This window comes from Streptomyces sp. NPDC021115, assembly GCF_044333065.1.
GTDB lineage: Bacteria > Actinomycetota > Actinomycetes > Streptomycetales > Streptomycetaceae > Streptomyces.
In genome coordinates, this window is the sequence record NZ_JBIRQF010000010.1 from 274550 (window position 1) to 296525 (window position 21976).

At 71.4% G+C, this 21976-nt stretch carries 17 protein-coding genes; 7 read left to right on the forward strand and 10 right to left on the reverse strand.

What is annotated here, in order from left to right:
- Window positions 1-63: 63 nt before the first annotated feature.
- The gene (locus ACH4TL_RS28685; protein WP_398320781.1) at window positions 64-1314 is read right to left on the reverse strand and encodes an acyltransferase family protein; all 1251 of its coding nucleotides are present in this window, start codon (window positions 1312-1314) and stop codon (window positions 64-66) included.
- Window positions 1311-3698, reverse strand: coding sequence for a glycosyltransferase (locus tag ACH4TL_RS28690; RefSeq protein WP_398320778.1), 2388 nt, complete (start codon window positions 3696-3698; stop codon window positions 1311-1313). Before ACH4TL_RS28690 ends, ACH4TL_RS28685 begins: the two co-directional genes overlap by 4 nt.
- Before the next feature lie 595 nt (window positions 3699-4293).
- Here ACH4TL_RS28690 and ACH4TL_RS28695 point away from each other — a divergent pair.
- Complete coding sequence (locus ACH4TL_RS28695; protein WP_398320775.1) at window positions 4294-5472, forward strand: FAD-dependent monooxygenase; 1179 nt, start codon at window positions 4294-4296, stop codon at window positions 5470-5472.
- Between the two features lie 16 nt (window positions 5473-5488).
- Here ACH4TL_RS28695 and ACH4TL_RS28700 read toward each other — a convergent pair whose 3' ends face one another.
- From ACH4TL_RS28700 to ACH4TL_RS28710, 3 genes are all read right to left on the reverse strand, one after another.
- A complete protein-coding gene (locus ACH4TL_RS28700) occupies window positions 5489-6382 on the reverse strand; it encodes an ABC transporter permease (protein WP_398320772.1) in 894 nt (297 codons plus the stop codon).
- A complete protein-coding gene (locus ACH4TL_RS28705) occupies window positions 6379-9168 on the reverse strand; it encodes an alpha/beta fold hydrolase (RefSeq protein WP_398320769.1) in 2790 nt (929 codons plus the stop codon). The genes ACH4TL_RS28700 and ACH4TL_RS28705 overlap by 4 nt, the downstream gene beginning before the upstream one ends.
- Before the next feature lie 239 nt (window positions 9169-9407).
- On the reverse strand, window positions 9408-9938 hold the full coding sequence (locus tag ACH4TL_RS28710; RefSeq protein WP_398320766.1) for a TerD family protein: 531 nt from the start codon (window positions 9936-9938) through the stop codon (window positions 9408-9410).
- A 229-nt stretch (window positions 9939-10167) separates the two neighbouring features.
- Here ACH4TL_RS28710 and ACH4TL_RS28715 point away from each other — a divergent pair, with 229 nt between their 5' ends.
- The gene (locus tag ACH4TL_RS28715; RefSeq protein WP_398320763.1) at window positions 10168-10536 is read left to right on the forward strand and encodes a BlaI/MecI/CopY family transcriptional regulator; all 369 of its coding nucleotides are present in this window, start codon (window positions 10168-10170) and stop codon (window positions 10534-10536) included.
- The gene (locus tag ACH4TL_RS28720) at window positions 10533-11444 is read left to right on the forward strand and encodes a M56 family metallopeptidase (protein ID WP_398320760.1); all 912 of its coding nucleotides are present in this window, start codon (window positions 10533-10535) and stop codon (window positions 11442-11444) included. Before ACH4TL_RS28715 ends, ACH4TL_RS28720 begins: the two co-directional genes overlap by 4 nt.
- A 39-nt stretch (window positions 11445-11483) precedes the next feature.
- Here ACH4TL_RS28720 and ACH4TL_RS28725 read toward each other — a convergent pair whose 3' ends face one another.
- Both ACH4TL_RS28725 and ACH4TL_RS28730 read right to left on the reverse strand, forming a co-directional pair.
- The gene (locus ACH4TL_RS28725) at window positions 11484-12131 is read right to left on the reverse strand and encodes a DUF305 domain-containing protein (RefSeq protein WP_398320757.1); all 648 of its coding nucleotides are present in this window, start codon (window positions 12129-12131) and stop codon (window positions 11484-11486) included.
- Between the two features lie 72 nt (window positions 12132-12203).
- Window positions 12204-12665: a hypothetical protein gene (locus ACH4TL_RS28730; RefSeq protein ID WP_398320754.1), complete on the reverse strand. Its 462-nt coding sequence runs from the start codon at window positions 12663-12665 to the stop codon at window positions 12204-12206.
- Between the two features lie 259 nt (window positions 12666-12924).
- Between ACH4TL_RS28730 and ACH4TL_RS28735 the strand changes: the two genes are divergently transcribed.
- Window positions 12925-15942, forward strand: coding sequence for a SpoIIE family protein phosphatase (locus ACH4TL_RS28735; RefSeq protein ID WP_398320751.1), 3018 nt, complete (start codon window positions 12925-12927; stop codon window positions 15940-15942).
- A gap of 18 nt (window positions 15943-15960) precedes the next feature.
- On the opposite strand, the gene ACH4TL_RS28740 is transcribed toward ACH4TL_RS28735, so the two are convergent.
- Window positions 15961-16848 (reverse strand): dihydrodipicolinate synthase family protein, encoded by an 888-nt coding sequence (locus ACH4TL_RS28740; protein WP_398320748.1) that lies wholly within the window; start codon window positions 16846-16848, stop codon window positions 15961-15963.
- A gap of 192 nt (window positions 16849-17040) precedes the next feature.
- On the opposite strand from ACH4TL_RS28740, the gene ACH4TL_RS28745 reads away from it, so the two are divergent.
- Window positions 17041-18033, forward strand: coding sequence for a 2-hydroxyacid dehydrogenase (locus tag ACH4TL_RS28745; RefSeq protein WP_398320745.1), 993 nt, complete (start codon window positions 17041-17043; stop codon window positions 18031-18033).
- Window positions 18034-18038: 5 nt separating this feature from the next.
- Window positions 18039-19373: an MFS transporter gene (locus tag ACH4TL_RS28750; protein WP_398320742.1), complete on the forward strand. Its 1335-nt coding sequence runs from the start codon at window positions 18039-18041 to the stop codon at window positions 19371-19373.
- 94 nt (window positions 19374-19467) lie between these two features.
- Here the strand turns inward: ACH4TL_RS28750 and ACH4TL_RS28755 are convergent, their stop codons facing one another.
- Window positions 19468-19752, reverse strand: a complete 285-nt coding sequence (locus ACH4TL_RS28755) for a hypothetical protein (RefSeq protein ID WP_398321340.1) — start codon at window positions 19750-19752, stop codon at window positions 19468-19470.
- A 137-nt stretch (window positions 19753-19889) separates the two neighbouring features.
- On the opposite strand from ACH4TL_RS28755, the gene ACH4TL_RS28760 reads away from it, so the two are divergent.
- On the forward strand, window positions 19890-20261 hold the full coding sequence (locus tag ACH4TL_RS28760; RefSeq protein ID WP_398320739.1) for an arsenate reductase family protein: 372 nt from the start codon (window positions 19890-19892) through the stop codon (window positions 20259-20261).
- Between the two features lie 76 nt (window positions 20262-20337).
- Here ACH4TL_RS28760 and ACH4TL_RS28765 read toward each other — a convergent pair whose 3' ends face one another.
- On the reverse strand, window positions 20338-21972 hold the full coding sequence (locus tag ACH4TL_RS28765) for an AMP-binding protein (protein ID WP_398320736.1): 1635 nt from the start codon (window positions 21970-21972) through the stop codon (window positions 20338-20340).
- Window positions 21973-21976 lie beyond the last annotated feature (4 nt).

Consider the following 21976-nt stretch of genomic DNA (forward strand, 5'->3'; position numbering starts at 1 on the left):
GTGTGCGAAGAGCCGCACACCGGGGAGAACCCATGACACATCGGCCGTTAAGGTGGCACAGCGCTAGCGCGCCACTTCCGGATAGAAGTCACGCGACTGCCCCTTGGCGTCCTTCAGCCGCCCGAGCAGGCTCGCCGGATACTCGATGACCCAGTAGCTCACCACCGCCGCGGCCACCGCCACCACCAGCACGATGAGCACGGCCAGCGGAAAGCCCTCCTGGCCCGCTGGCGGCAGCAGTCCGGCCTCGTAGAGACCGAGCATGATGGGCTCGTGCCAGACGAAGAGGCTGTAGCTGGCCAGTCCGATCGCGGTGAGCCACCGGGCCGACAGCCATGCCTCCCACCGCCCCTGGGTGCGCACATGGAGGGTGGCGAACAGCAGCACGGTCCACAGCACGGCGGAGAGCGGGTGGTAGAAGGTGGTGGCGAAGTCCTCGGGGTCCGCGCTGAGCAGCGACAGCACGTACAGGGCCACGAGCGGCGCCACCCGCAGCGGGATCGTCACCTTCGGGCCGAGCCGTCCGCGGTCGCCGAGGGCGACGGTCAGCACCGCGAGCCCCATGCCCGCCGCGAATCCGCCGAAGCGGGCCTGCGGCCCGAAGTACACCGGCCATTCGGTGTGCGGCACCTCGAACCCGTAGTGCGCGACGGCGATCCACACCATCGGGCCGATGTACAGCAGCGCGCAACCCACGGCGCACACCGCCACCCGCGCGGCCCTGCGGTCCAGCCGGTGGCAGGCGCGGACGGCCAGCGGGCCGAGCGCCACCAGCGCCACGTAGAACATGATTTCCAGCGACAGCGACCAGGTGGGGCCGATGGTGTAGAAGATCTGTTCCTTGTCGAACACCTGGGTGAAGGTGAGATGCCGGACCAGGTCAGGCCAGTCTCCCGGCAGGGACGGATTGCGGGTCGCCCAGATGAACAGGATGGCGAGGAAGTACAGCGGCACGATGCGGATGGCGCGCCGGAAGAGGAACACCCGGGCGGGCTTTGTCGAGCCGCCGTCGATCGCGGCCCGCGCGTAGGACAGGGTCAGCAGATACGCCGACAGGACGAAGAAGAAGTCGATGACCTCCAGCGAGACGAGCGCGTTCGCGTAGGGGTCGGCCACCGGCGGATGGGAGCCGTCCCGGTCGTACGTGAAGTACTGCTGCCACACGTGGAAGACGACCGTGGCCATCGCGGCCAGCCCACGGAAGCCCTGGATCTCGCCGTTGCGGCGGCGGGCGGTCGCGGACCGCGCGGGTTTCACGGCGGCGACCGCTTCGGGGCGGGCGTGGTGGTTGTTGACGGTGGACAGGGTGCTCATGCGCCGGGCACCGCCTTGTCACCGCCGGGCCGCGTGGTACCGCCGGACCGCGGGGTGACCCGCCACTGGTGGTCCCGCAGCACCTCCTTGAGCAGCGCCTGACGGGCCACGATGTTCTTGAAGTGGCTGAAGAAGAAGGTGGACACCAGGAGATACCGCCAGAACCAGGCCCTGCGGCGGCGCAGTTCGGGTATCGCGAGCCGCCAGGCGAACAGCGCCTGCACCACTCCGGCGGAGAGCGTGAACAGGGTGGCCAGCAGGCAGAGCGGCACCGCCCAGTCGAGTTCGCCGGGGCCGCCAGCGCGCCAGGCCGCGTACAGCAGGACGGGCAGGATCTGAAGGGTCAGCCACGGCTGCACCTCGCGCCAGCCGAGGAGGACGAACAGCCCCGCCTTCTGGCGGAGGGTGAAGTCCCGGGAACGCATCGCGCCCCACAGATACTTGAGCGACACCTGGAGCCAGCCCTGCGCCCAGCGGGACCGCTGGTTCCACAGCGCCTTGAGGGTGGTGGGGGCCAGCTCACGGGAGACGAGGGTGCGGTCGGTGGCGATCTTGGCGCCCTCGTGGAGGGCGCGCATGGTGGCATCGATGTCCTCGGTGAGCATCGAGCCGTGCATCCGCGTGCGGGCGAGCAGATCGGTGCGCCAGAAGCCGTTGGAGCCGCCGAAGACGCCGAAGGTGTAGAGCCGGGTGCGGCCGGGGTGGCTGACCGCGTAGATGGCCTCGAACTCGACGCCCACCAGCTTGGCGACCCAGGAGCTGTCCCCGTTGCGGATCACGCAGTGGCCCTGGACGACGTCGTAGCCGTGCGACAGCCAGTGCCAGGCATTCCGGAAGGCGTCGGGGGCGGGGTGGTGGTCGGCGTCGAAGATGCCGACCATGTCGCCGCGTACCCGGGTGACGGCGGCGTTGATGTTCTGCGCCTTGGAGGTGGAGCCCGCCACCGGCAGCAGTACCAGGCGCGGATCCTTGCGCGCCATGTCCCGGAGGGTGTCCTCGACGGGCATGGGATGCGGGGTGTTGTACGCGAGCACGATTTCGAGCTCGCTGGGGTAGTCCAGCCGCAGGAACGATTCGACAGTGTCGACGATGGTCGCGGCCTCGTTGGGGAGATAGGCGGCGATGACGGCGCTGGCCGGTGGATACGGCTGTGCGGGCCGCTCGGGGCGGGACTTCGCGTCGAGCGAGAAGAGGCATTCCAGCACGATGAGCACCGCGGACACGATGAGGCCGCCGACCACGACCCAGTAGGCGGCCGATCCGATGTCCCAGCCCAGCTCGTACGTCTGCTGGTAGAACACGAAGGGGATGGCCACGCCGAGGACGAGCACGAGTAAGGGCGAGAGGGCCGAGAGCAGGGCCTGCACCGCCACGGTGAGACGGCGCCGCCCGCGGGGCGCGCCGCGCATCCAGGCCGCGTACTTGACCGGGCGCAGGTCCCGGTGGCGGATGGACTCGGCCACCGCGTCCCGGGCCTGGTCCACGGCCTGGTGGCGGTCGGGGCAGTCGGTGAGCGGGGTCCAGCCGATGGCCGGGGTCAGCCGCACGTTCTCGTCGGCGACCACGAAGCGGGTACCGGCCACGGTGTTGGCGAACTGCTGGAGGCCGCGGCGTGCGGTGTCCTCGTCGACGCCCGGCATCAGCATCAGCAGCCGTCCGTCGTCGTCCCAGCCGAGCCGGTCGCACACCCCGCCCAGCTTCTCCGCCACCCCGGCCAGCCGCTCGGCGACCTCGCGGCGCACCCGGGGCCCGAGCCGGGCCTCCAGCGCGGCCATCTCGGCGACACCGACCATGGCCACGACGCCGCCGCTGCGGCTGTCGTCGGCGCGCTTGAGCTCCCGGTCGAGTTCGCCCAGGAAGTGCGGCTGGGAGTAGAGGCCGGTCCGCGGGTCCAGCAGCAGGTTCTCGACCGGCACCGGGACCCGGCGCAGCTTGGCCTCGATGCGGGCGGCCAGTTCGACGGGGTCGGAGGTTTCCGGTACGCAGTCGTCGGCGCCGCCGCGCAGCAGGTCGGCGACGCCGGTGGGCCCGGAGTCCGTGGTGACCATGAGCAGGGGCAGGGCCCGGCCCGCGGGGACGGCACGGACCTCGCGGATCACCTCCAGTCCGTCGAGGCGGTCGTCGAGGGCGACGATCGCGTCGGGCGGGGTCTGCCGGAGCTGCCGGTCGACGTCACCGGGCCGGGCGTGGCTCACCTCGTGGCCCGCGGACACCAGGGTCCGGGTCAGCTGGTCGATTCCCGGGCCGGGCGCGCCGATCGCCAGCACATGTCCGCTCGGGCCGTCGGCGGCGGCCCGGGGCGTTCCGGCGTCGTCGGGTTCGGACGAACCGTCAGTCGGCGCTTCAGATGACGCGCGTGACCGCGGATGGTGCGAAATGAGCACCTGAGGAGTTCCTTCCTTGCCAAGTCGTGCGTCACCGAACGGGACACGGGGCGCGATGCCGGGCACGCGGACGTTCCGTCCGCGCGGGGGCATGCCGAGCGTGGCCGTTGATCTGCCCGATACGGGCGGTGGGGTGGCGACTCGCCGTTGGTGAGGCTTCGCGTGGGGGTTTTCGAGGTCGCTACGCGGCGGCCGTGACCGGTCCGCGGCCACGGGAGCCGGGTCTCCGGCGATGTCCGGGACAGACGCGTACGGCTCTTGCCGGGCCTCGGGACACGCGAGCGTGTTCCAGGGAAGTGTGCATGGGTCCCGTCCTTGTTCGGATCGTGGGGGGGAGGACCGAACGTCACCAGTGCGACCAACCGGCTTTTTGTACGGGCCAGTCGGAAGCCCCAGTCTCTTCGATGACAACAGAACCGCACAACACCATCAGGTAACACTCTCATTAATCGCTCACTGCGCTCCAGTGGCCGCCGAAGCGTTCGGCCTTGTCGGCGTCGTGTCGGTACGCGTAGGCGGTACGTCGGTGCGGTGTCGGTGGCCTCGATCACTCTTGCGAGAAGAAGGTATTCGGGGGACGGAAAAGGAGTTCACGATGCGGAATATGAGAGTCCTGATTTCCGGTGCGAGTATCGGCGGACCGGCGCTGGCGTACTGGCTGGACCGCTACGGATGCCAGGTCACCGTGGTGGAGCGGGCCGCCGGACTGCGGCCAGGCGGACAAGCCATCGACGTGCGGGGCACGGCGCTGGAGGTGTGCGAGCGCATGGGAGTGCTGGAGGAGATCCGCGCTCACAGCACCGGTCTGCGCGGTATGTCGACGGTCGACGCCGACGGAAAGGAACTCTTCAGCACCACCGAACGGACCGCGAGCGGCGGCGAGCTCGACCGCCCGGACGTCGAGATTCTCCGCGACGATCTGGCGAAGATTCTCGTGGACGCGGGAGGAAAGAACATCGAATATCTCTTCGACGACTCGATCGCCGCACTCGTCCAGGGCCCGGACGAGGTGGCCATCACCTTCCAGAGCGGAGTGTCACGCACCTTCGATCTGGTGGTGGCCGCCGACGGAGTGCACTCGGGCACCCGTCGGCTGGTGTTCGGTCCCGAAGAGAACTTCCTCCGCCCGCTGGGGAGCTATCTGGCGGTGTGGACCGTGCCGAACTATCTCGGACTGGACCGCTGGCAGGTCATCTACCCGATGACGGACGGCGTGTGGGGCGGGATGGTGATGAGCGTCCGGGACAACACCGAGGCCCGGGTCTACGTCGGCTTCGACTCGGACGAGCCGCCCACGAAGCTCCTCGGCGACCGGAACGCCTCGGAGCACAAGCGGCTGGTGGCCGAGCGGTACGCACACGCGGGCTGGGAGATGCCGCGGCTGCTGGAGTACATGTGGGGCGCGCCCGACTTCCACTTCGACGCGATCGCCCAGATCCACATGGACTCCTGGTCCCGTGGCCGGGTGGCGCTGCTCGGCGACGCGGGGTACTGCGGCTCGCCCGCCTCAGGACAGGGCACCTCCATGGCGCTGATCGGGGCGTATGTCCTGGCGGGCGAGCTGAAGGCCGCGGGCGGTGACCACGCCGCGGCCTTCGCCGCCTACGAGCGCGAGCTGCGCGACTTCGTGACCGCCAACCAGGAGATCGCCCTGGTCAACCAGCAGCGGATGGAGGCCGAGATCACCGGCGGCGACACCGCCGCGGAGGACCTCAACAAGCTGTCGGAGGACTTCTACCAGCTGGTCGACTCGCAGATCCTCAAGGACTACTGACCGGCTCAGGGCCGCGCTAGGACACCACGTCCTTCCGGCCGAAGCCGCGGAACGCGAGGGCGAAGAGCACCAGCGCGTAGGTCACCGACACCGCCGTGCCCTTCAGCATGCCACCCCACTCCAGCTGGGGCTGGAGTGCGTCGGCCCAGGCGAACTGCCAGTGCGCGGGAAGGAATTCGCGCCAGGAGCCCAGCGCGGTGACGGCGTCCAGCACATTGCCCACGATGGTCAGTCCGACCGCACCGCCCACCGCTCCCAGCGGTGCGTCGGTGACGGTCGACAGCCAGAACGCGAGGGCGGCGGTGATCAGTTGGGACAGGAAGATGTACGCCACCACCAGGGCGAGCCGGGTGAGCGCGTCGCCCGTGGCCAGCTCACCGCCGGTGGGCAGCCGCAGCGGCCCCCAGCCGTACGCCACCGTCCCCACCAGCAGCGCGACGAACGGCAGCAGCACCATCGCGGCCGCACTGAACGCCAGCGCCACGGCCAGCTTTCCGGCCAGCAGCCGCGCCCGGGGCACGGGCGCGGCCAGCAGATAGCGCAGCGAGGACCAGTTGGCCTCCGAGGCCACGGTGTCACCGCAGAACAGCGCCACGGGCACGACCAGCAGGAAGGCCGCCGAGACGAAGAGCGCGGTGGCCGCGAGGTTGGCGCCCGAGGAGGTGGCGGTCTCCATCAGGGTGACCCGGCCGTCCCGCCCCTCGGGCGCGCCGCCGATCGCGAACGCGGCCACGAGGACGAACGGCAGCGCCGCCAGCACCACGCCCATCACCAGGGTGCGGCGGCGGCGCAGCTGCCGTACCGCCTCGACCCGCAGGGGCAGGGTGTGGCGCGCCCGGTAGCCGGGCGCCGCCTCCGTAACAGAGCTCACGGGGCTCACGGAACTCGCCGGGCTCACCGGGCCGCTCATGCGGATCCTCCTTCGATCAGCGTCAGGAACGCGTCCTCCAGGCGCCGGTTGGGCCCGAAGCTGGTCACCGGGACCTCCAGCCGCACCAGCTCGGCGAGCAGCCGCGCCGGGGCGGCGCCGTCGACCAGGACGAGCAGCCCCGCGTCGGTGCGCACCGCGGAGGTGATGCCGGGCAGCGCGTTCACCTTGTCGACCACCGCGTCGTTCAGCTCGCCCTCGTGGCCGACCAGCAGGCTCTCCCCGGTGCCGGTGATCTCCCCGACCGGGCCCGCCTGCACCAGCCGCCCGCGGTCCATGACGACCAGATGGGTGCAGGACTGTTCGACCTCGGCCAGGAGATGGCTGGAGACGATCACCGTGCGGCCGGCGGCCGCGTACCGGATCATCACCTCGCGCATCTCGCGGATCTGGGGCGGGTCGAGGCCGTTGGTCGGCTCGTCCAGGATGAGCAGATCGGGCAGGCCCAGCATGGCCTGGGCGATGGCCAGCCGCTGCCGCATGCCCTGGGAGTACGTGCGCACCGCGCGCTCCAGGGCGTCGCCGAGGCCCGCGATCTCCAGGGCCTCGTCCAGATGCGCGTCCTCGGCGGGCCGTCCGGTGGCGCGCCAGTACAGCTCCAGGTTGGCGCGTCCGGTCAGATGCGGCAGGAAGCCCGCCCCCTCGACGAAGGCGCCCACCCGGGACAGGACGGGCGCGCCGGGCCTGATGGCCTGGCCGAAGACGCGGATCTCCCCGCCGTCGGGGCTGATGAGACCCATCAGCATGCGCAGCGTGGTGGTCTTTCCGGCGCCGTTCGGCCCGAGCAGCCCGAGCACCTGCCCCTTCTCGACGCGGAAGGAGAGGTCCCGTACGGCGTACCGGTCGGCGGACTTGGCGTAGCGCTTGCTGAGGTCGGTGATCTGGAGCGGTACGTCGGCGAGCTCGGGGTCCGGCGGCGGCGCGGCCGTCGGCCGACGCCCCGTCAGCAGCACGGCGAGCGCCACCACCGCGCCGCCCAGTGGCAGCCCCCACACCCACCACGACAGCGGTGCGGGCTGGTTGTGCACCCCGGGCGCGGTGGGCACCGTGAGTCCGTCGCCCGCGAGCGCGACGCGGTACGTGGCGGGCTGGGCCGGGGAGGCGTAGCCGAGGTCGGTGGAGGCGAGCACCAGCCGCAGCGAGTGGCCCGCGATGATCTCGTGGTCGACGGCGGGCAGCCGGAGCGTGACGGTCCTCCCCTTCTTCGCGTCGGTGACGCGGACGGGGGCGACCAGTTGGGAGGGCAGCGTCTGCTGTCCGTCCGGCCCGACGTCGTACACCTTGGCGAACACCACGGCGTCGTCGGTGTCCGCCCGGACGCGGACCTTCACCTCCGGCGACCCCGTGATCCGCAGGTTCTCCTTCTGCGGTGCGGAGTCGAAGCGGGCGAACTGGCCGGGGATGTCGAGGGAGACGCCGACCCCGAACGAGGAAGCTTGGGACAGGGCGGCGATGCCGGGCACCGCGGAGATCGACGGCGGTCCCCCGCCGGGCGGGTTCGCGAACGCCTGCTCGCGGCCGCGCAGCGCCACGGTCCGCCGCCCGTCCTCCAGCCCCGGATAGCGGTCGCCGGTGGCGCCGCGCAGCTGGACGGCGCCGTTGGTGGAGTCGACGCCCCCGGCGCGGGTGACCCGGAAGGCGGGCCCGGTGTCGGTGCCCCGGTCGCCCTTGAGGTAGCGGTCGAACCAGTCCCGGGTGCGGGACTGGACGCGCCCGGTCTCGCGGTCGCCGCCGTCGTGTCCCCCGTCGGTCCAGTCGACGTCGACCGGGGCGCCGTTGGCCTTGATCGCCTTCGCCATCTGATCGGCCTGGCCGAGCGGGAAGAGGGAGTCGGACTGCCCCTGGAAGATCAGCGTCGGCACCTTGATCCGGTCGCCCACGGCGGACGGACTGCGGGCCTCCAGCATGCGCCGGGCCGCGTCGTCCGGCTTTCCGGCGACCGCGACGCGCTCGTACATCGCGCACAGCTGCTTCTCGAACCGTCCGCAGCCCTGGTTGCGCCCGTCCCCGGCGGCCGGGGCGCTCGGCGCGGCCTGACCGCCCTGGCTCCCCTGACTGCCCTGGCCTTCCTGGCCGCCTCCGCCGCCCTGCGGTCCCGTCTGCGATCCCTGGGAGTCCTGGCCCTCCTCGCCACCCTGTCCGCCTCCGGAGAGATCGGCGGAGCCGGTGGTGAAGAAGAGCCCCGCCCACAGCTTCTTGAAGACGCCGTTCGGGAAGAGCGCGTCGGCCAGGTTCCAGTAGGTGATCTCGGGCGCGATGGCGTCGACCCGCCGGTCGTACCCCGCGGCGAGCAGCGACAGCGCCCCGCCGTACGAGGCGCCGGCGACGCCCACGCGCGGGTCGCCCTTGGCGTCGAGCCGCACCTCGGGCCGCTTGGCCAGCCAGTCGATGAGCCGCCGGGCGTCGGCCACCTCATGGCCGGGGTCGTTGAGCCCGATCTTGCCGGTCGTTCTGCCGAAGCCCCGCGCCGACCAGGTCAGCACGGCGTAACCGTCCCGGGCCAGCTCCTCGGCCTGCTCCCGGACGTCCTCCTTGCTGCCACCGAAGCCGTGGGCGAGCAGCACCGCGGGGCGGCGGCCCTGACCCGCGGTGAAGTACGAGGTGTCCAGGCGCGTCCCCGGCATGTCCAGCACCCGGTCCTCGCGGTGCACGGTCGGCCCGTCGTCGGCGGCTACGACGGAGGCCCAGGTGCCCGTGCCCGCGAGGACGGCGACGGCGGCCACCGTCGCGAGCAGCCGCCGACCGCGCAGGGTCTTTCGGAGATCCATGACAGAACCCTAGGCATGAGATGCCGACGCCGGAGCTGACATCAGACGGATTCCGTCCTGCTTCTCAAGGAGTATCCGGCAACGCGCCGTACACCAGATGCGGTACGCCGCGGATCACGCCGTCCACGGCGGTGAGTTGACCGTGCGCGATCCGGCCGCCCAGCGGGACCTGGGCGCGGCGCGGTCGACGGCCGGATTCACATCGCCCCGTAGCCGACGGAGAAAACGCACAAGTGCGGTCAGGAATAATCCTTGCCCATCACATCCGTAAAGGTTTCCGGGTCGACGGTGAATCCGCGAATGGTGCCGTGGATTCCCCATTCCCCCGATTCGTCCCGGGTGAACTCCGCGACCGTGGCTGCTGTGGCTCCGGAGACGCCGGTGAAATCTCCTTCCATCAGCTCGGTATATCCCTCAACAATCCGGACGCTGGTGTTCCGGATATCGCCGAAGGTCTTCCGCCCGCCGTTCTGCTGGATGGCCACACCGACCACGACGCGGGAGTACTCCTCCGACAGCCGCTCGAACTCCAGGGTCATCGCCTCGTCGGTGCCCAGCCCCTGGCCGGTGCGGCTGTCGCGGTTGAGGTAGATGGTGCCGTCGGGCGACCGGCTGTCGAAGTGCACCAGATACGCGGGTTCACCGTACGGATCGGTCGCGTGGTAGGTCCCTGCGACGATGTCGAGATCGTTGGCCGGCTCCCCGCTGGGGCTGGGGTCCCACTTGAGCGCCACCTCGATTTTCCCGAGCCCCTTGTTCAGACCACTCATCCAGACGTCCCTTTCGCCTTACCCGTGTTGAATACGCGTCCGGTCAATCCTATCGCGCGCAAGGCCAGTTGAGGCTTTGGCCAGGGGCGGAGCACCCGGTGCTGCGGATGATCGGCGATCTTCTCGGGCCGCCCGGCATTCACCCCGGTGTCCCCCCGGCGATGACGGCTCTCTACTATGGGCCTCCGTACTAACGGAGGTAAGCGTCTGACGGCGGAAGGAAGCGTCCATGCGGCGGCTGGGGGATCTCGAGGCGGAGATCATGGACCGTCTGTGGACGTGGCAGCGCCCGGCGACGGTGCGGGAGATCGTCGACGACATCAACACACAGCGGCCGGTCGCTTACACCACGGTGATGACCGTGGCCACCATCCTCTACAACAAGGGCTGGCTCCAGCGCGGCAAGGAGGGCCGGGCCTGGCTGTACTCACCGGTACGCAGCCGTGAGGAGTACTCCGCCGCGCTGATGGAGGACGCGCTGGGCACCAGCCAGGACCGCCCCGCGGCCCTCGCCCACTTCGTCGAGCAGATGGGCCCCGAGGAGGTCAGCGCCCTGCGCAAGGCGCTGCGGGCCGCCGGGCGGCGGAACCAGGAGTGATCCCGGCGCTCGCCCTGGCCTGCTACGCGGCCGCGGTCGGCGCCCTGGCCCCGCGGGTCCTGCTGCGCAGCGCCTGGCCGCACCGCTCCCCCGCGCTCGCCGTGGCCGCCTGGCAGGGGCTGACGGTGTCGTTCACGGTCGCGGTGGCGCTGGCCGCGTACCACCTCGCCGTCCCGACCGGACACCTTGACACCGGAATGGCCGGATTAGCCCAGTTCTGCGGGCTGACCTGGCACGCCCGTATCCCGGTACCCGGCCCCTTCGACCTCCCGGCCGTCCTGCTGCCGCTGCTCGTGGCGCTGCCCGCGCTCGTCCGCTTCGGCCACGAGGTGCTGCGGTCGCGGCGGGCCCGCTCCCGCCACCTGGGCGTGCTGGACATGGTCGGCCGCCGCTCGCCGCGGCTGCGCGCCACCGTCCTCGACCATGAGCTGCCCGCCGTGTACTGCCTGCCGGGGCGCTACCCGCGCGTGGTCGTCAGCACGGGTGCACTGCGGGTGCTGTCCGGCGCCCAGCTCGACGCCGTACTGGACCATGAGCGCGCGCACATCGCGGGCCGCCACCATCTGGCGCTGGCCGCCGCCGAGGCGTTCGCCGGGGCCTTCCGGTGGCTGCCGCTGGCGCGCACCGCCCGGGAGCAGACGGCGATGCTGCTGGAGATGGCGGCGGACGACCGTGCGCTGCGCCGCCACCCGCGCGAGACGCTGGCCACGGCGCTGTACGAGATGGCGGCGGGTCGCACCCCCCGTGGGGCGTTCGCGGCCGGTGGCCCCGGCGCCCTGGTCCGGCTGCACCGGATGCTGGGCCCGCGCCACCGTCCGCATCCCGCGCTGCGGCTCGCGGTGGTCACGGCCGCCGTGGCCCTCCCGCTGCTGCCCGCGGTGGTGGGCTGCGCCCCGGGGATGATGTAGCCACCCCCGGGACGCAGCGGTTGCCACCGCTTCCGTGACTCAGAGCCGGTCGAGGATCTTCCGCAGGGTGGTCACCTCGGCGGTCTGGTTCTTGATGACGTCCTCGGCGAGCTTCTTGGCGCTCGCGTTGCGGCCGTTCTTGCGCTCGTCCTCGGCCATGGTGATCGCGCCCTTGTGGTGGTCGATCATCATCTGCGCGAAGGCGCGGTCGAAGGAGGCGCCCTTGGCGGCCTTCAGCTCGTCCATGTCCTTCTGGGACATCATCCCGGCCATACCGCCCGAACCGTGATCCATGCCGGGCATGCTGTCCGAGGACGGCGAGACCGGCTTGCCCCAGGACTTCAGCCAGGACTTCATGGTCGTGATCTCGGGGTCCTGGGCCTTCTCGATCTTCCCCGCCAGGGAGGTGATCTGCCCGTCCCCGGCCCGGCCGTCCGCCAGCTTCGCCATTTCCAGCGCCTGCTGGTGGTGCGGGATCATCATCTGCGCGAAGGACACGTCCGCGTCGTTGAAGTCACCCGACGCCGGGGTCGCGGTGGCCTTCGCGGAGGCGGAGGAATCCTTGCTCCCGTGGTCCATGCCCTTCATGTCGTCGTTCCCGCCGCAGGCGGTGAGCAGCAGTCCGCCCGTGGCGACGATGGCCGCCACCGCGAGGCGGCGGCGCGATGCGTGCTTGATGTTGGTCATGCCGATGCACCTCATGCCGTGTGTGTTGTCGGTGTTCTGCGTTCGGTGTTTCCGCGGATGGCCGGGTACGGCCTATATCCGCAGCACCGACAACGTGGTGAGGTCGGGACCCGGCGAGGGAGGGACGGGCCGCGGCACGGCGGTCACCGGCGCCGACCGGGGCGGGGGCGGACCACGGCGCCGTACGAGGGCGGCCCGCAGCACGGCCGTGAGCACCCACGCGCCGAGCACCGCCACGCACAGCGAGGCCATGTCCATCCCGGTCATGGGCGCGGAGGGGGCGCGCTGCGCGGCGACGGCGGACCCGTCCCGGGAGCCGTGGTCGTGGGAGGCGCCGTCGTGGGAGGCGGCCATGGCAGGCGTGTCCCGCATGGCCTCGTGCGTCCCGCCGGAGGCATGTGCCGAGGTGCTCATGCCCGGGCCGCCGTCGGGGTGACCCATGGAGTGCATCATCAGCACCCCGAGCACGAGCAGGACGACGAACAGGAGGCGTCGCAGGACGCCGTCCGCTCGTACGCGTCCGCTCGCGCTCACGCCGTTCCTCCGCCGATAACAGTGATGGGCAGTCCGTCGCGACCACCCTACTGCTAAGGAGATTAGTACGCTCGGTGGGGTCGGCCCTCCCGCCGGTCCAGTTTGATCACCATGCGCTTCGCCTCTTCGGTGACCTCGGTGTCGAACGGTGTCGCCAGGGAGGGTGAAACGCTTGAAAATACGGACATATTCTTACTAGAGAGACTGTCCCGGGAGGGCCGGGCCAGTCGTCCGGGCCTCGCAGAGCGCAGGTGATCGCGTGGGTGTAAACGACCGGCACCCGGCACAGAACCACACCCCCGCGCAGGAACACGCCCCGGCGCAGGAGCACGCGCAGGTCCGGGAGGCGGAGCGGGCCCGGTTGAGTCTGCTCGAGACCGCGAGTGAGGGTCTGGGCGACGCGGAGCTGCTGCGGCTGGCGCTCGACCATCTGGTGTCCGGCCTTCAGGGCCTGGGCGGCATGGCGCATCTGCGCAGGCCGGACGGGCTGGGGCTGCGGCTGGTTGCCACCAGTGGCCTCAGCGGTCAGCTGCCCAGGGCGTGGCAGACCATCGAGTGGGGCGATTCGGTCGCTCCGATGGCCGCCTTCCACGCGGGCGCCGCCCTGTGGGCCGCCGACCCGGCAGGCCGTGACTCCCTCGCCCGGAGCATCCCGCCCGGTGTGTGCATGGCGGCCATCCCGGTGCCGATGAACGGCCGCCGGCCGCTCGCGGTGCTGTCGGTGCTGACGTCCTCCCCGCGGACGGGCGACGCGGCCCAGCGCGAGCTGGCCCGGACGGTCACCGGCTGGCTGGCCCAGCGACTGCGGCTGCTGGCGACCGCCACTGCGGCCGCCGCCCGGGCCCGGGGCCCGGAGGAGCAGCGGTCCGGGCTCTGGCTCCAGCGGGCGCTGCGCACGGCGCGGATCGGGGCCTGGGAGTGGGATCTCCGCGGCGCCACCCTGACCTGCGACGACCAGGCGCAGACGCTGCTGGGGTTCGAGCCCGGCGCCTTCGACGGCCAGGTCAACACGTGGCTGGGCGCCATCCACCCCGAGGACATGCCATGGGTGCAGGCGGTGTCGAGCACCGAGTCGCTGCGCGGCCGCAGCGAGTACAGCGTCGAGTACCGGGTGCGGCAGCCGGACGGGACGTACCGCTGGGTGCAGGCACGCGGCACCGTGGCCGCGCGGCGGGACGGCGATCCGGTCCGGGTGGTCGGCACGCTGTGGGACATCACCGAGACCCGCCGCTCCCGGGACGCGTTCAGCCGCGCCCTCCAGTACATGGGCGACGGTTTCCTGGTGGTCGACGAGGAGGGGCGGATCACGTTCGGCAATGTCGAGGCCGAGCGTTTCCTCGGGGCCACGGGGGAGCTGCGGGGCCAGGTGCTGTGGGAGCTGCCGCGGGCACGGGCGATCGGTGTGGAGCCGCGGTTCCGGCGCGCGGCGGCGGCGCGGGCGCCCATCGACTTCCATGCCCGGTGGCCGCGCAGCAACCGCTGGTACCACATCCGGCTGGTGCCGGTGCCCGACGGGATGACGGTGCACATCACGGATGTCACCGACCGCCGGGCGCTGGACGCCGAGCGTTCGGCCGCCGCCCACGCCGCCACCGAGCGCGCCACCCGGATCGCGGAGCTGACCAGCGCCTTCGCCGAGGCGCTGACCACGCGTGACGTGGTGAAGGCGGTGGCCGACCGGGTTCTGCCGCCGTTCGGGGCGACCGGGCTGATCTGCCAGCTCATCGAGGACAAGCGGCTGCGGGTGGTGGGGTCCACCGGCTACTCGGACACCTTTCTGAGCTTCCTCGACAACGTCCCGGTGCCACCCGAGGCTCCGCTGCACTCGCCCGTGACCCAGGTCCTCGGCTCCCGCACTCCGCTGTTCATCTCCTCCCCCGAGGACTACGCCAAGCGCTTCCCCGAGGTGGTCGGCTATCTGCCGCTGAGCGAGAAGAAGGCGTGGGCGTTCCTCCCGCTGGTGGCCTCGGACCACCGGGCCGGTTACTGCGTCGTCTCCTTCGACCGGCCGCGCCACTTCAGCGAGGAGGAGCGCACCCTGCTCACCGCGATCAGCGGACTGGTGGCGCAGGCGCTGGAGCGGGCCCGGCTGTACGACGCCGAGCACACCCGCGCCCAGGAGCTCCAGCGCGGGCTGCTCCCCCGTACGCTGCCCGCGCTGCCCGCCGTCACGGCCGCCGCGCGCTATCTGCCCGCCGGGGAGGGCATGGAAGTGGGCGGCGACTGGTACGACCTGATTCCGCTGTCCGGGGAGCGGGTCGCGCTGGTCATCGGCGATGTCATGGGCCACGGGCTGTCCGAGGCGGCCACCATGGGCCGGCTGCGCACCGCCGTGCACACGCTGGCGGATCTGGAGCTGCCGCCCGATGAGCTGCTGACCCATCTCAACGATCTGGTGGGTGCGCTCGGCGACGACTTCTACGCCACGTGTCTGTACGCCATCTACGATCCGACCACCAGCGTGTGCGCCTTCGCGTGTGCGGGCCATCCGCCGCCCGCCATCATCCACCCCGACGGCACGGTGCACACCCCCGGCTTCTCGCCCGACCCGCCGCTGGGCGCCGCGACCCCGCCGTTCGAGACCATCGAGGTGCAGCTGCCGGAGGACAGCATCCTGGTGCTGTGCACGGACGGGCTGATCGAGTCCGCGACCCGGGACATCGACCACGGCATGGCGTATCTCGCCCGCACCCTGGCCGACGCGCTGACCAGGACGCCGGATCTGCTGCCGCGTCCGAGCTCGGACGGTGGCGGTGGTCCGGCGGTGGACGGGGGCGACGGATGTGTCCTCGGCCGGCTCGACCGGCTGTGCGACACCCTCGTCGCCGCCCTGCTGCCCGAGCAGTCGCGCACCCAGGACGACGCGGCGCTGCTGGTGGCCCGTACGCATTCGATGACCGCGGAGAACATCGCGTCCTGGCGGCTGCCCGATGCGCCGATCGCCGCCGGGGAGGCGCGCCACCATGTCCGGGACCAGCTCGGCGCCTGGCAGCTGGACGAACTGGCCATGACCACGGAGCTGCTGGTCAGCGAGCTGGTCGGCAATGTGGTCCGGCATGCCAAGGGTCCCATCAGGCTGCGCCTGCTGCGCAGCCGCAGCCTGATCTGCGAGGTGTCGGACGGCAGCCCCACCACGCCACGGATGCGCCGGGCCTCGGACACCGACGAGGGCGGGCGGGGCCTCCAGCTGGTGTCCGCGCTCTCCCACCGCTGGGGCACCCGCTTCACCTCGACGGGCAAGTGCATCTGGGCGGAGCAGCCACTGCCCGCGAGCTGACCTCCGGGGCCGGTCGGCTCAGGCGGCCGGGCGGCCGGTCACCTCGCTCGCCAGCGCGTCGATGTCGGCGGCCGTGGCCCGGTCCGGGTCCCCCACGGTCATCCGGGAGGTTCCGGCGGGCAGGCCGCGGGCCGTCTGGGCGTGCTTGATCCGGCCGATGCTGGGGCCGAGCAGACCGACGGTGCGGTCCACCAGGTCCTGGAGCTCTGCGATCCTGGCCGGGTCGGCGGTGTCCTCGCGCAGCGCCGCGGCCAGGTCGAGGAAGGGCTCGGGGAAGGCGGCCGAGCAGCCGGAGACCACCCCGGCGCCACCGGCGGCCAGGACGTCGGCGAGCCGCTGGTCGTTGCCCGAGTACACCTCGAACTCCTCCGGGAGTTCGGCGCGGTACGCGGCCACCTCGGTGGAGGGCGTACCGCTCAGCTTGACGCCCGCCAGTCCGCACGAGGCGGCCAGCTTGCCGAATTCCACCGGTCCGACCGTCAGCCCGCTGCGCTCGGGGAAGAGGTACGCGTACAGCTGGACATCGGGGGCGGCGAGCCGGATCCGGCTGAAGTACGCCTCGAGCTCGTCCGCGCCCGCGGGCAGGTAGTACGGGGTGAGCGCGGCGATGCGGCGGGCACCGGCCGCCACCGCTGCCCGGGTGAGCCGGACGGCGGTGTGCGCGTCGGCGGCGCCGATGTGCGCGATCACGCCGTCGGCGCCCGCCTCCTGCAACGCGGTTTCGACCAGCAGCAGCCGTTCGCCGTCGCTGAGCGCGGGGAACTCTCCGGTGGTTCCGGCCACGAGCAGCTGTCCGGTGGTGCGGGCGGCGAAGCCGTACTGGGCGCGTGCCGCGTCCAGGTCGAGGTCGCCGCTCGGGGTGAACGGCGTGGTGAGCGCGGTGACGACGGTGCGCTGACGGTCCATGTGCCTGACTCCTCACTCGGAAAACCGTTATCCGTTTTCGGTTAACCGTTGACAGAGATCGTAACCGTGGCGAAAACTCATGCCACCCCTCAGGGGGTGTCTTGCCGGCAGGGCCGGATCAGCGACGGGAGCCCGGCATGACCGGCAAGACACCCCCTAGGCCCCACCACATCACTCCAGGAGCCGCATGTGATGTCCGAACATCTCGTGACTCTGTACCACCTGAACGATCTCGGCGCCGACGAGCTGCGTCGGCTGCTGCCCGGCCACCCCGATCTGCGCATCACCGAGATCGGGCCGGACGAGGACCCGCACGACCACCGGGACGCGCTCGCCGACGCGACGATCGTGCTCGCCCCGCTGGAGAAGGAGCGCCGCATCACCGCCGAGCTGCTGGCCGGGATGGAGCGCTGTCGCCTCGTGCAGTCGGTGGCCGTCGGCTTCGACGGCGTCGACCACCTCGCCGCCGCCGAGCGCTCCATACCGGTCGCGAACCTCCCCGGATTCAACACCGACGCCGTGGCCGACTGGACCGTGGGTGCCCTGCTCTCCCTGCTGCGCCGGTACGCGGCGGGTCACGCGAAGATCGAGAGCGGTGGCTGGGGGCCCGAGGGGCTGCGGGGGCGCGATCTGTCCGCGCTCACCGTGGGCATCGCCGGGTTCGGCAGCATCGGCCGCGCCGTCGCGCGCCGCCTCGACGGGTTCGGCAGCGACGTGCTGGCGCACGACCCGGTGCCCTCCGAGCCGGACCGTACGTATGTGAGCCTGGACGACCTCGCCGCCCGCTCCGATGTGCTGACCCTGCACATGCCGCTCAACGAGGCCACCCGTGGTGTCGTCGGGGAGGCCCTGCTGTCCCGGATGCCCCGGGGCTCGTACGTCCTCAACGCCGGACGTGGCGGTGTGGTGGACGAGGACGCGCTGGTGAAGGCGTTGGACTCGGGCCAGCTGGCGGGCGCCGCGCTCGATGTGTTCGCCGAGGAGCCGCTGCCCGCCGACTCGCCGCTGCGCGGCCGGTCCGATGTGCTGCTCACCCCGCACACGGCCGGGGTGACGGTCGAGGCGTACCACGCCATCCGGGCGCGGCTCGTCGAGAGCGTGGACCGCGTGCTGTCGGGCGAGGCCCCGCGCCATGTGGTCAACGGCGTCGTCAGCGGCGGCGTCCGGCCATCGGCGGGGGTGTGAGCGCGATGGCTCTCGGCAAGACCTCCGCACCGGCACCTGCCGCCGCCGGGCCGACGAGACCGGGGGGACGCGTCGGCAAGGTCCGCTTCGTCGTCCTCGGGCTGCTGTTCGCCGGTATCACCATCAACTACATCGACCGCGCCACGCTCAGTGTCGCGCTGCCGCACATCACCGATGACCTCGGGCTGTCCGACGGGGTCAGCGGACTGCTGCTGTCGGCGTTCTTCTGGACGTACGCCTTCGGCCAGATGCCCGGCGGCTGGCTCGCCGACAAGGTCGGCCCGCGCATCATGCTGGCCATCGCGAGCCTGTGGTGGGGGCTGGCCACCGCCGGGATGGGGCTGGCCCGCGGCGTGGCGTCGCTGGTGGGCCTGCGCGCCCTGCTCGGCCTCGGCGAGGCCCCGAGCTTCCCCTCCAGCGCCAAGGTGGTCTCCCGCTGGTTCCCGGCGTCCGAGCGCAGCTTCGCCTCGGCGACCTTCAACAACGGGAACGCGGTCGGCGGTGCCCTGTCCATCCCGCTGGTCACCCTGGTGGTCACCGGTCTCGGCTGGCGCTGGGCATTCGCCATCGCGGGCGGTCTCGGTGTGCTGTGGGCGCTCGGCTGGTGGCTCTACTACCGCGACCCGAAGGATCATCCGCGGCTGGGTGCCGCGGAGCGGGAGTACATCGAGTCGGGTCAGGAGAAGGAGACGGCCGAGGAGGCCGCGGCGAGCGCCCGGATCGGCTGGCGGGACCTGTTCCGCTTCCGGATGGTCTGGGCGATGATGCTCGGCTTCTTCTGCATCAACTTCGTTGCCTACTTCTTCATCACCTGGTTCCCGACGTTTCTGGTGGACGAATACCACCTCGACGCGCTGTCCTTCGGGTTCCTCGGCATGATCCCGGGCATCGCCTCCATGCTGGGCGGCTGGAGCGGCGGGCTGCTCTCCGACTGGCTGGTGCGGCGCGGCACCGAGCGTACGAAGGCGCGGAAGATCCCGCTGGTCGGCGGGCTGCTGGGCACCTCGGTGATCGCGCTCGCGGTCATCTCACCGGGTGTCGGCACGGCGCTGACCGCGCTGTCCGTCTCCTACTTCTGCTCCACCTTCGCGGCGGCGAGCGTCTGGGCGCTGCCCGCCGATGTGGCCCCAACGGCCGCACACGTCGGCTCGATCGCCGGGATCCAAAACACGGCGGCCAACATCGCGGGCATCCTCTCCCCGCTGCTGCTCGGCGTGCTCAAGGGCATCACCCACTCGTTCGTGCTGCCCCTGGCCCTGGCGGGATGTGTGGCCCTGCTCGGCGCCGCCACCTACGCGTTCCTGCTGCCGAAGGTGGAGCGCCTGAAGATGGCGGGGTGATGAGGGGGGAACTGAAAAGTGGTGGGGACGGGAGACCCCGCCGCGCCCCAGTGAAGAGGGCGCGGCGGGGTTCCCTTGTCGGTGAGCGGATCGGTCAGCGGTCGTTTTCCTGGAGGAGCGAGCGCACCATGCGGCACGTGGTGTTGGACGGCGGGTGCACCCCGATCCGGACCGCGGTGGCGCGTATCTTGCGGTTGCGCGCCTGCTCGGGGCGGTACACACCGGAGTTGAGCAGGGCGATGGCCAGGCGCATGGCCTTCAGCCGGCGGTTGTGGGTCTCGTACCACTCACGCGGACGCCCGGCGGGCATGCGCTTCTTCGGCAGGGTCGTAAAGCTCGGCAGGTCCGGAAGAGGGGTTACGGCAGCGGCCATCGGCATCCTCCTGGGACGGTCGGTCTCGCTCATTTCCACTGCCTCTATTCTACGGCGGGGGACTGACAAAGCAGCCTGGTCAGACGGCACATGGGCGGGATTCGACGGGCGTGCCGGGAGGGGTCTCGCGGTACGGTTGCGCCATGGAGATCTGGATCAATCCGGCGTGCTCGAAGTGCCGCAGCGCGCTCAGTCTGCTCGACGCGGAGGGCGCCGGGTACACCGTCCGCCGCTACCTCGAGGACGTACCCACGAAGGACGAGATCCGCGGCGTGCTGGCCCGGCTCGGGCTCGAACCGTGGGACATCACCCGGACCCAGGAGGCCGCGGCCAAGGAGCTGGGGCTGAAGGACTGGCCGCGCGACGAGGGCGCGCGCGACCGCTGGATCGCGGCGCTCGCCGAACACCCCAAGCTGATCCAGCGGCCCATCATCACCGCCGACGACGGTTCCGCGGTGGTGGGACGCACGGAGGAGGCGGTGCGGGAGGCGCTGTCGCGCCGCTCCACCGGCTGACGCCCGTACGCGAGAAGGGCCCCGGTTCCCGTGCGGTGCACGGGAACCGGGGCCCTCGGCCTCAGGGGGTGTCGCCTCAGCGGCCCCGGCCGGCGGTCGGCTGCGGGCGCAGCAGGAAGCGCTGCGTCTTGCCGCTGGAGGTCTTGGGCAGCGCGTCCACGAAGTGAATCTGCCGCGGGTACGCGTGCTTGGCGAACCGGTCCCGGACCAGCTGCTGAAGCTCGGCGGCGAGCGCCTCGCCCGGCTGGAACCCGGGGCGCAGGACGACGAACGCCTCGATGACCTCGCCGTACTCGTCGTCGGGGATGCCCACCGCGGCGGCCTCCGTCACGCCCTCGTGTTCCTGGAGCACGCTTTCGATCTCGAACGGGCCGATGCGGTAGCCCGCCATCAGGATGACGTCGTCGCCGCGCCCGGAGAAGAACAGATCGCCCTCCTCGTCCAGCGCCGCGGTGTCACCGGTGTAGAACCACCGCCCGTCGGGGCTGAACTTCTCGGCCGTACGCTCCGGGGAGCCGAGGTAGCCCTTGAACCACATCAGCGGGCTGGCCGCGAGGTCGATCGCCACCCGGCCGGGGACGCCCGTCGCCGCCTCGGCGGAGTTGGTGTCCTCGCGCAGGATCTTCACCGACCAGCCGGGCAGCGGGCGGCCCATGGAGCCGGTCTTGAGGTCGGTGCGCAGCTCCTCGTGCCACGCGTTGGCGATGACCATGCCGGTCTCGGTCAGGCCGTAGTGGTCGCGTACGGGGACGCCGAGCGTCTCCCGCGCCCATTCGACGACGTCCGTGGGCAGCGGTTCACCGGCCGCGGAGCAGCAGCGCAGTTGCAGGTCACCGGGGACGGTGGCGCCGGAAGCGCGCAGCTTGCGGTAGACGGTGGGTCCGGCGGCGAAGTTGGTGACGCCGAAGCGGGAGAGCAGGTTCCAGGTGTCCTCGGCGGAGAACAGGCTGTTGAGCAGCAGGCTGCGGTGGCCGAGGGCGAGCGGCCCGATGATGGCGTAGTAAAGGCCGTACGCCCACCCCGGGTCGGCCGCGTTCCAGAACACGTCGGTGGGCTGGTGGTCCAGGCTGAACTGCTGGTACATCACGAAGCCCGCGACGGCGTTCAGCGGGATCGGTACGGCCTTCGGGGTGCCCGCGGTGCCGGAGGTGAACAGCTCCACGATGGGGGCGTCGCCACCCACCGCCACCGGTTCGGGCTGCGGGGCGTGCGACTCCAGCAGCTCGGAGAAGGCGAGGTCGGAGCCGGTGGCCGGACCGGTCGTGATGATCTGCCAGGGCCGCTCACCGGGGAAACCGGCCTCCGGGTCCAGCTTGGGGCGCTGGTCGGCGTCGGTGACGACGGCCTTGGTGCCGTTGCCGATGGTGCGCAGCGCGATGGCGGGCGGGGCGAAGGCGGTGAACAGCGGCACCTGGACGGCCCCGAGCCGCCAGATGGCGAGGGACGCGATGAGCAGTTCGGCGGACTTGCCCATCAGGGTGGCGACCCGGTCACCGGCCCCGACGCCCAGGGCGGCCAGGGCACTTGCCATGCGCGACGAGCGGTCGCGGAGCTCAGCGAACGTCATGTCATGGCTGGTCAGGTCCTTGCTCACCAAGGTGAACGCCACGGCGTCGGCCGGATGCCGGTCGCACAGCAGGTACGCGGTGCACGCCGCTGGCTCACCGAAGGTCTTGAGCAGGTCAGCCATGCGCTGTTCTGGGCTGGTCAAGAGG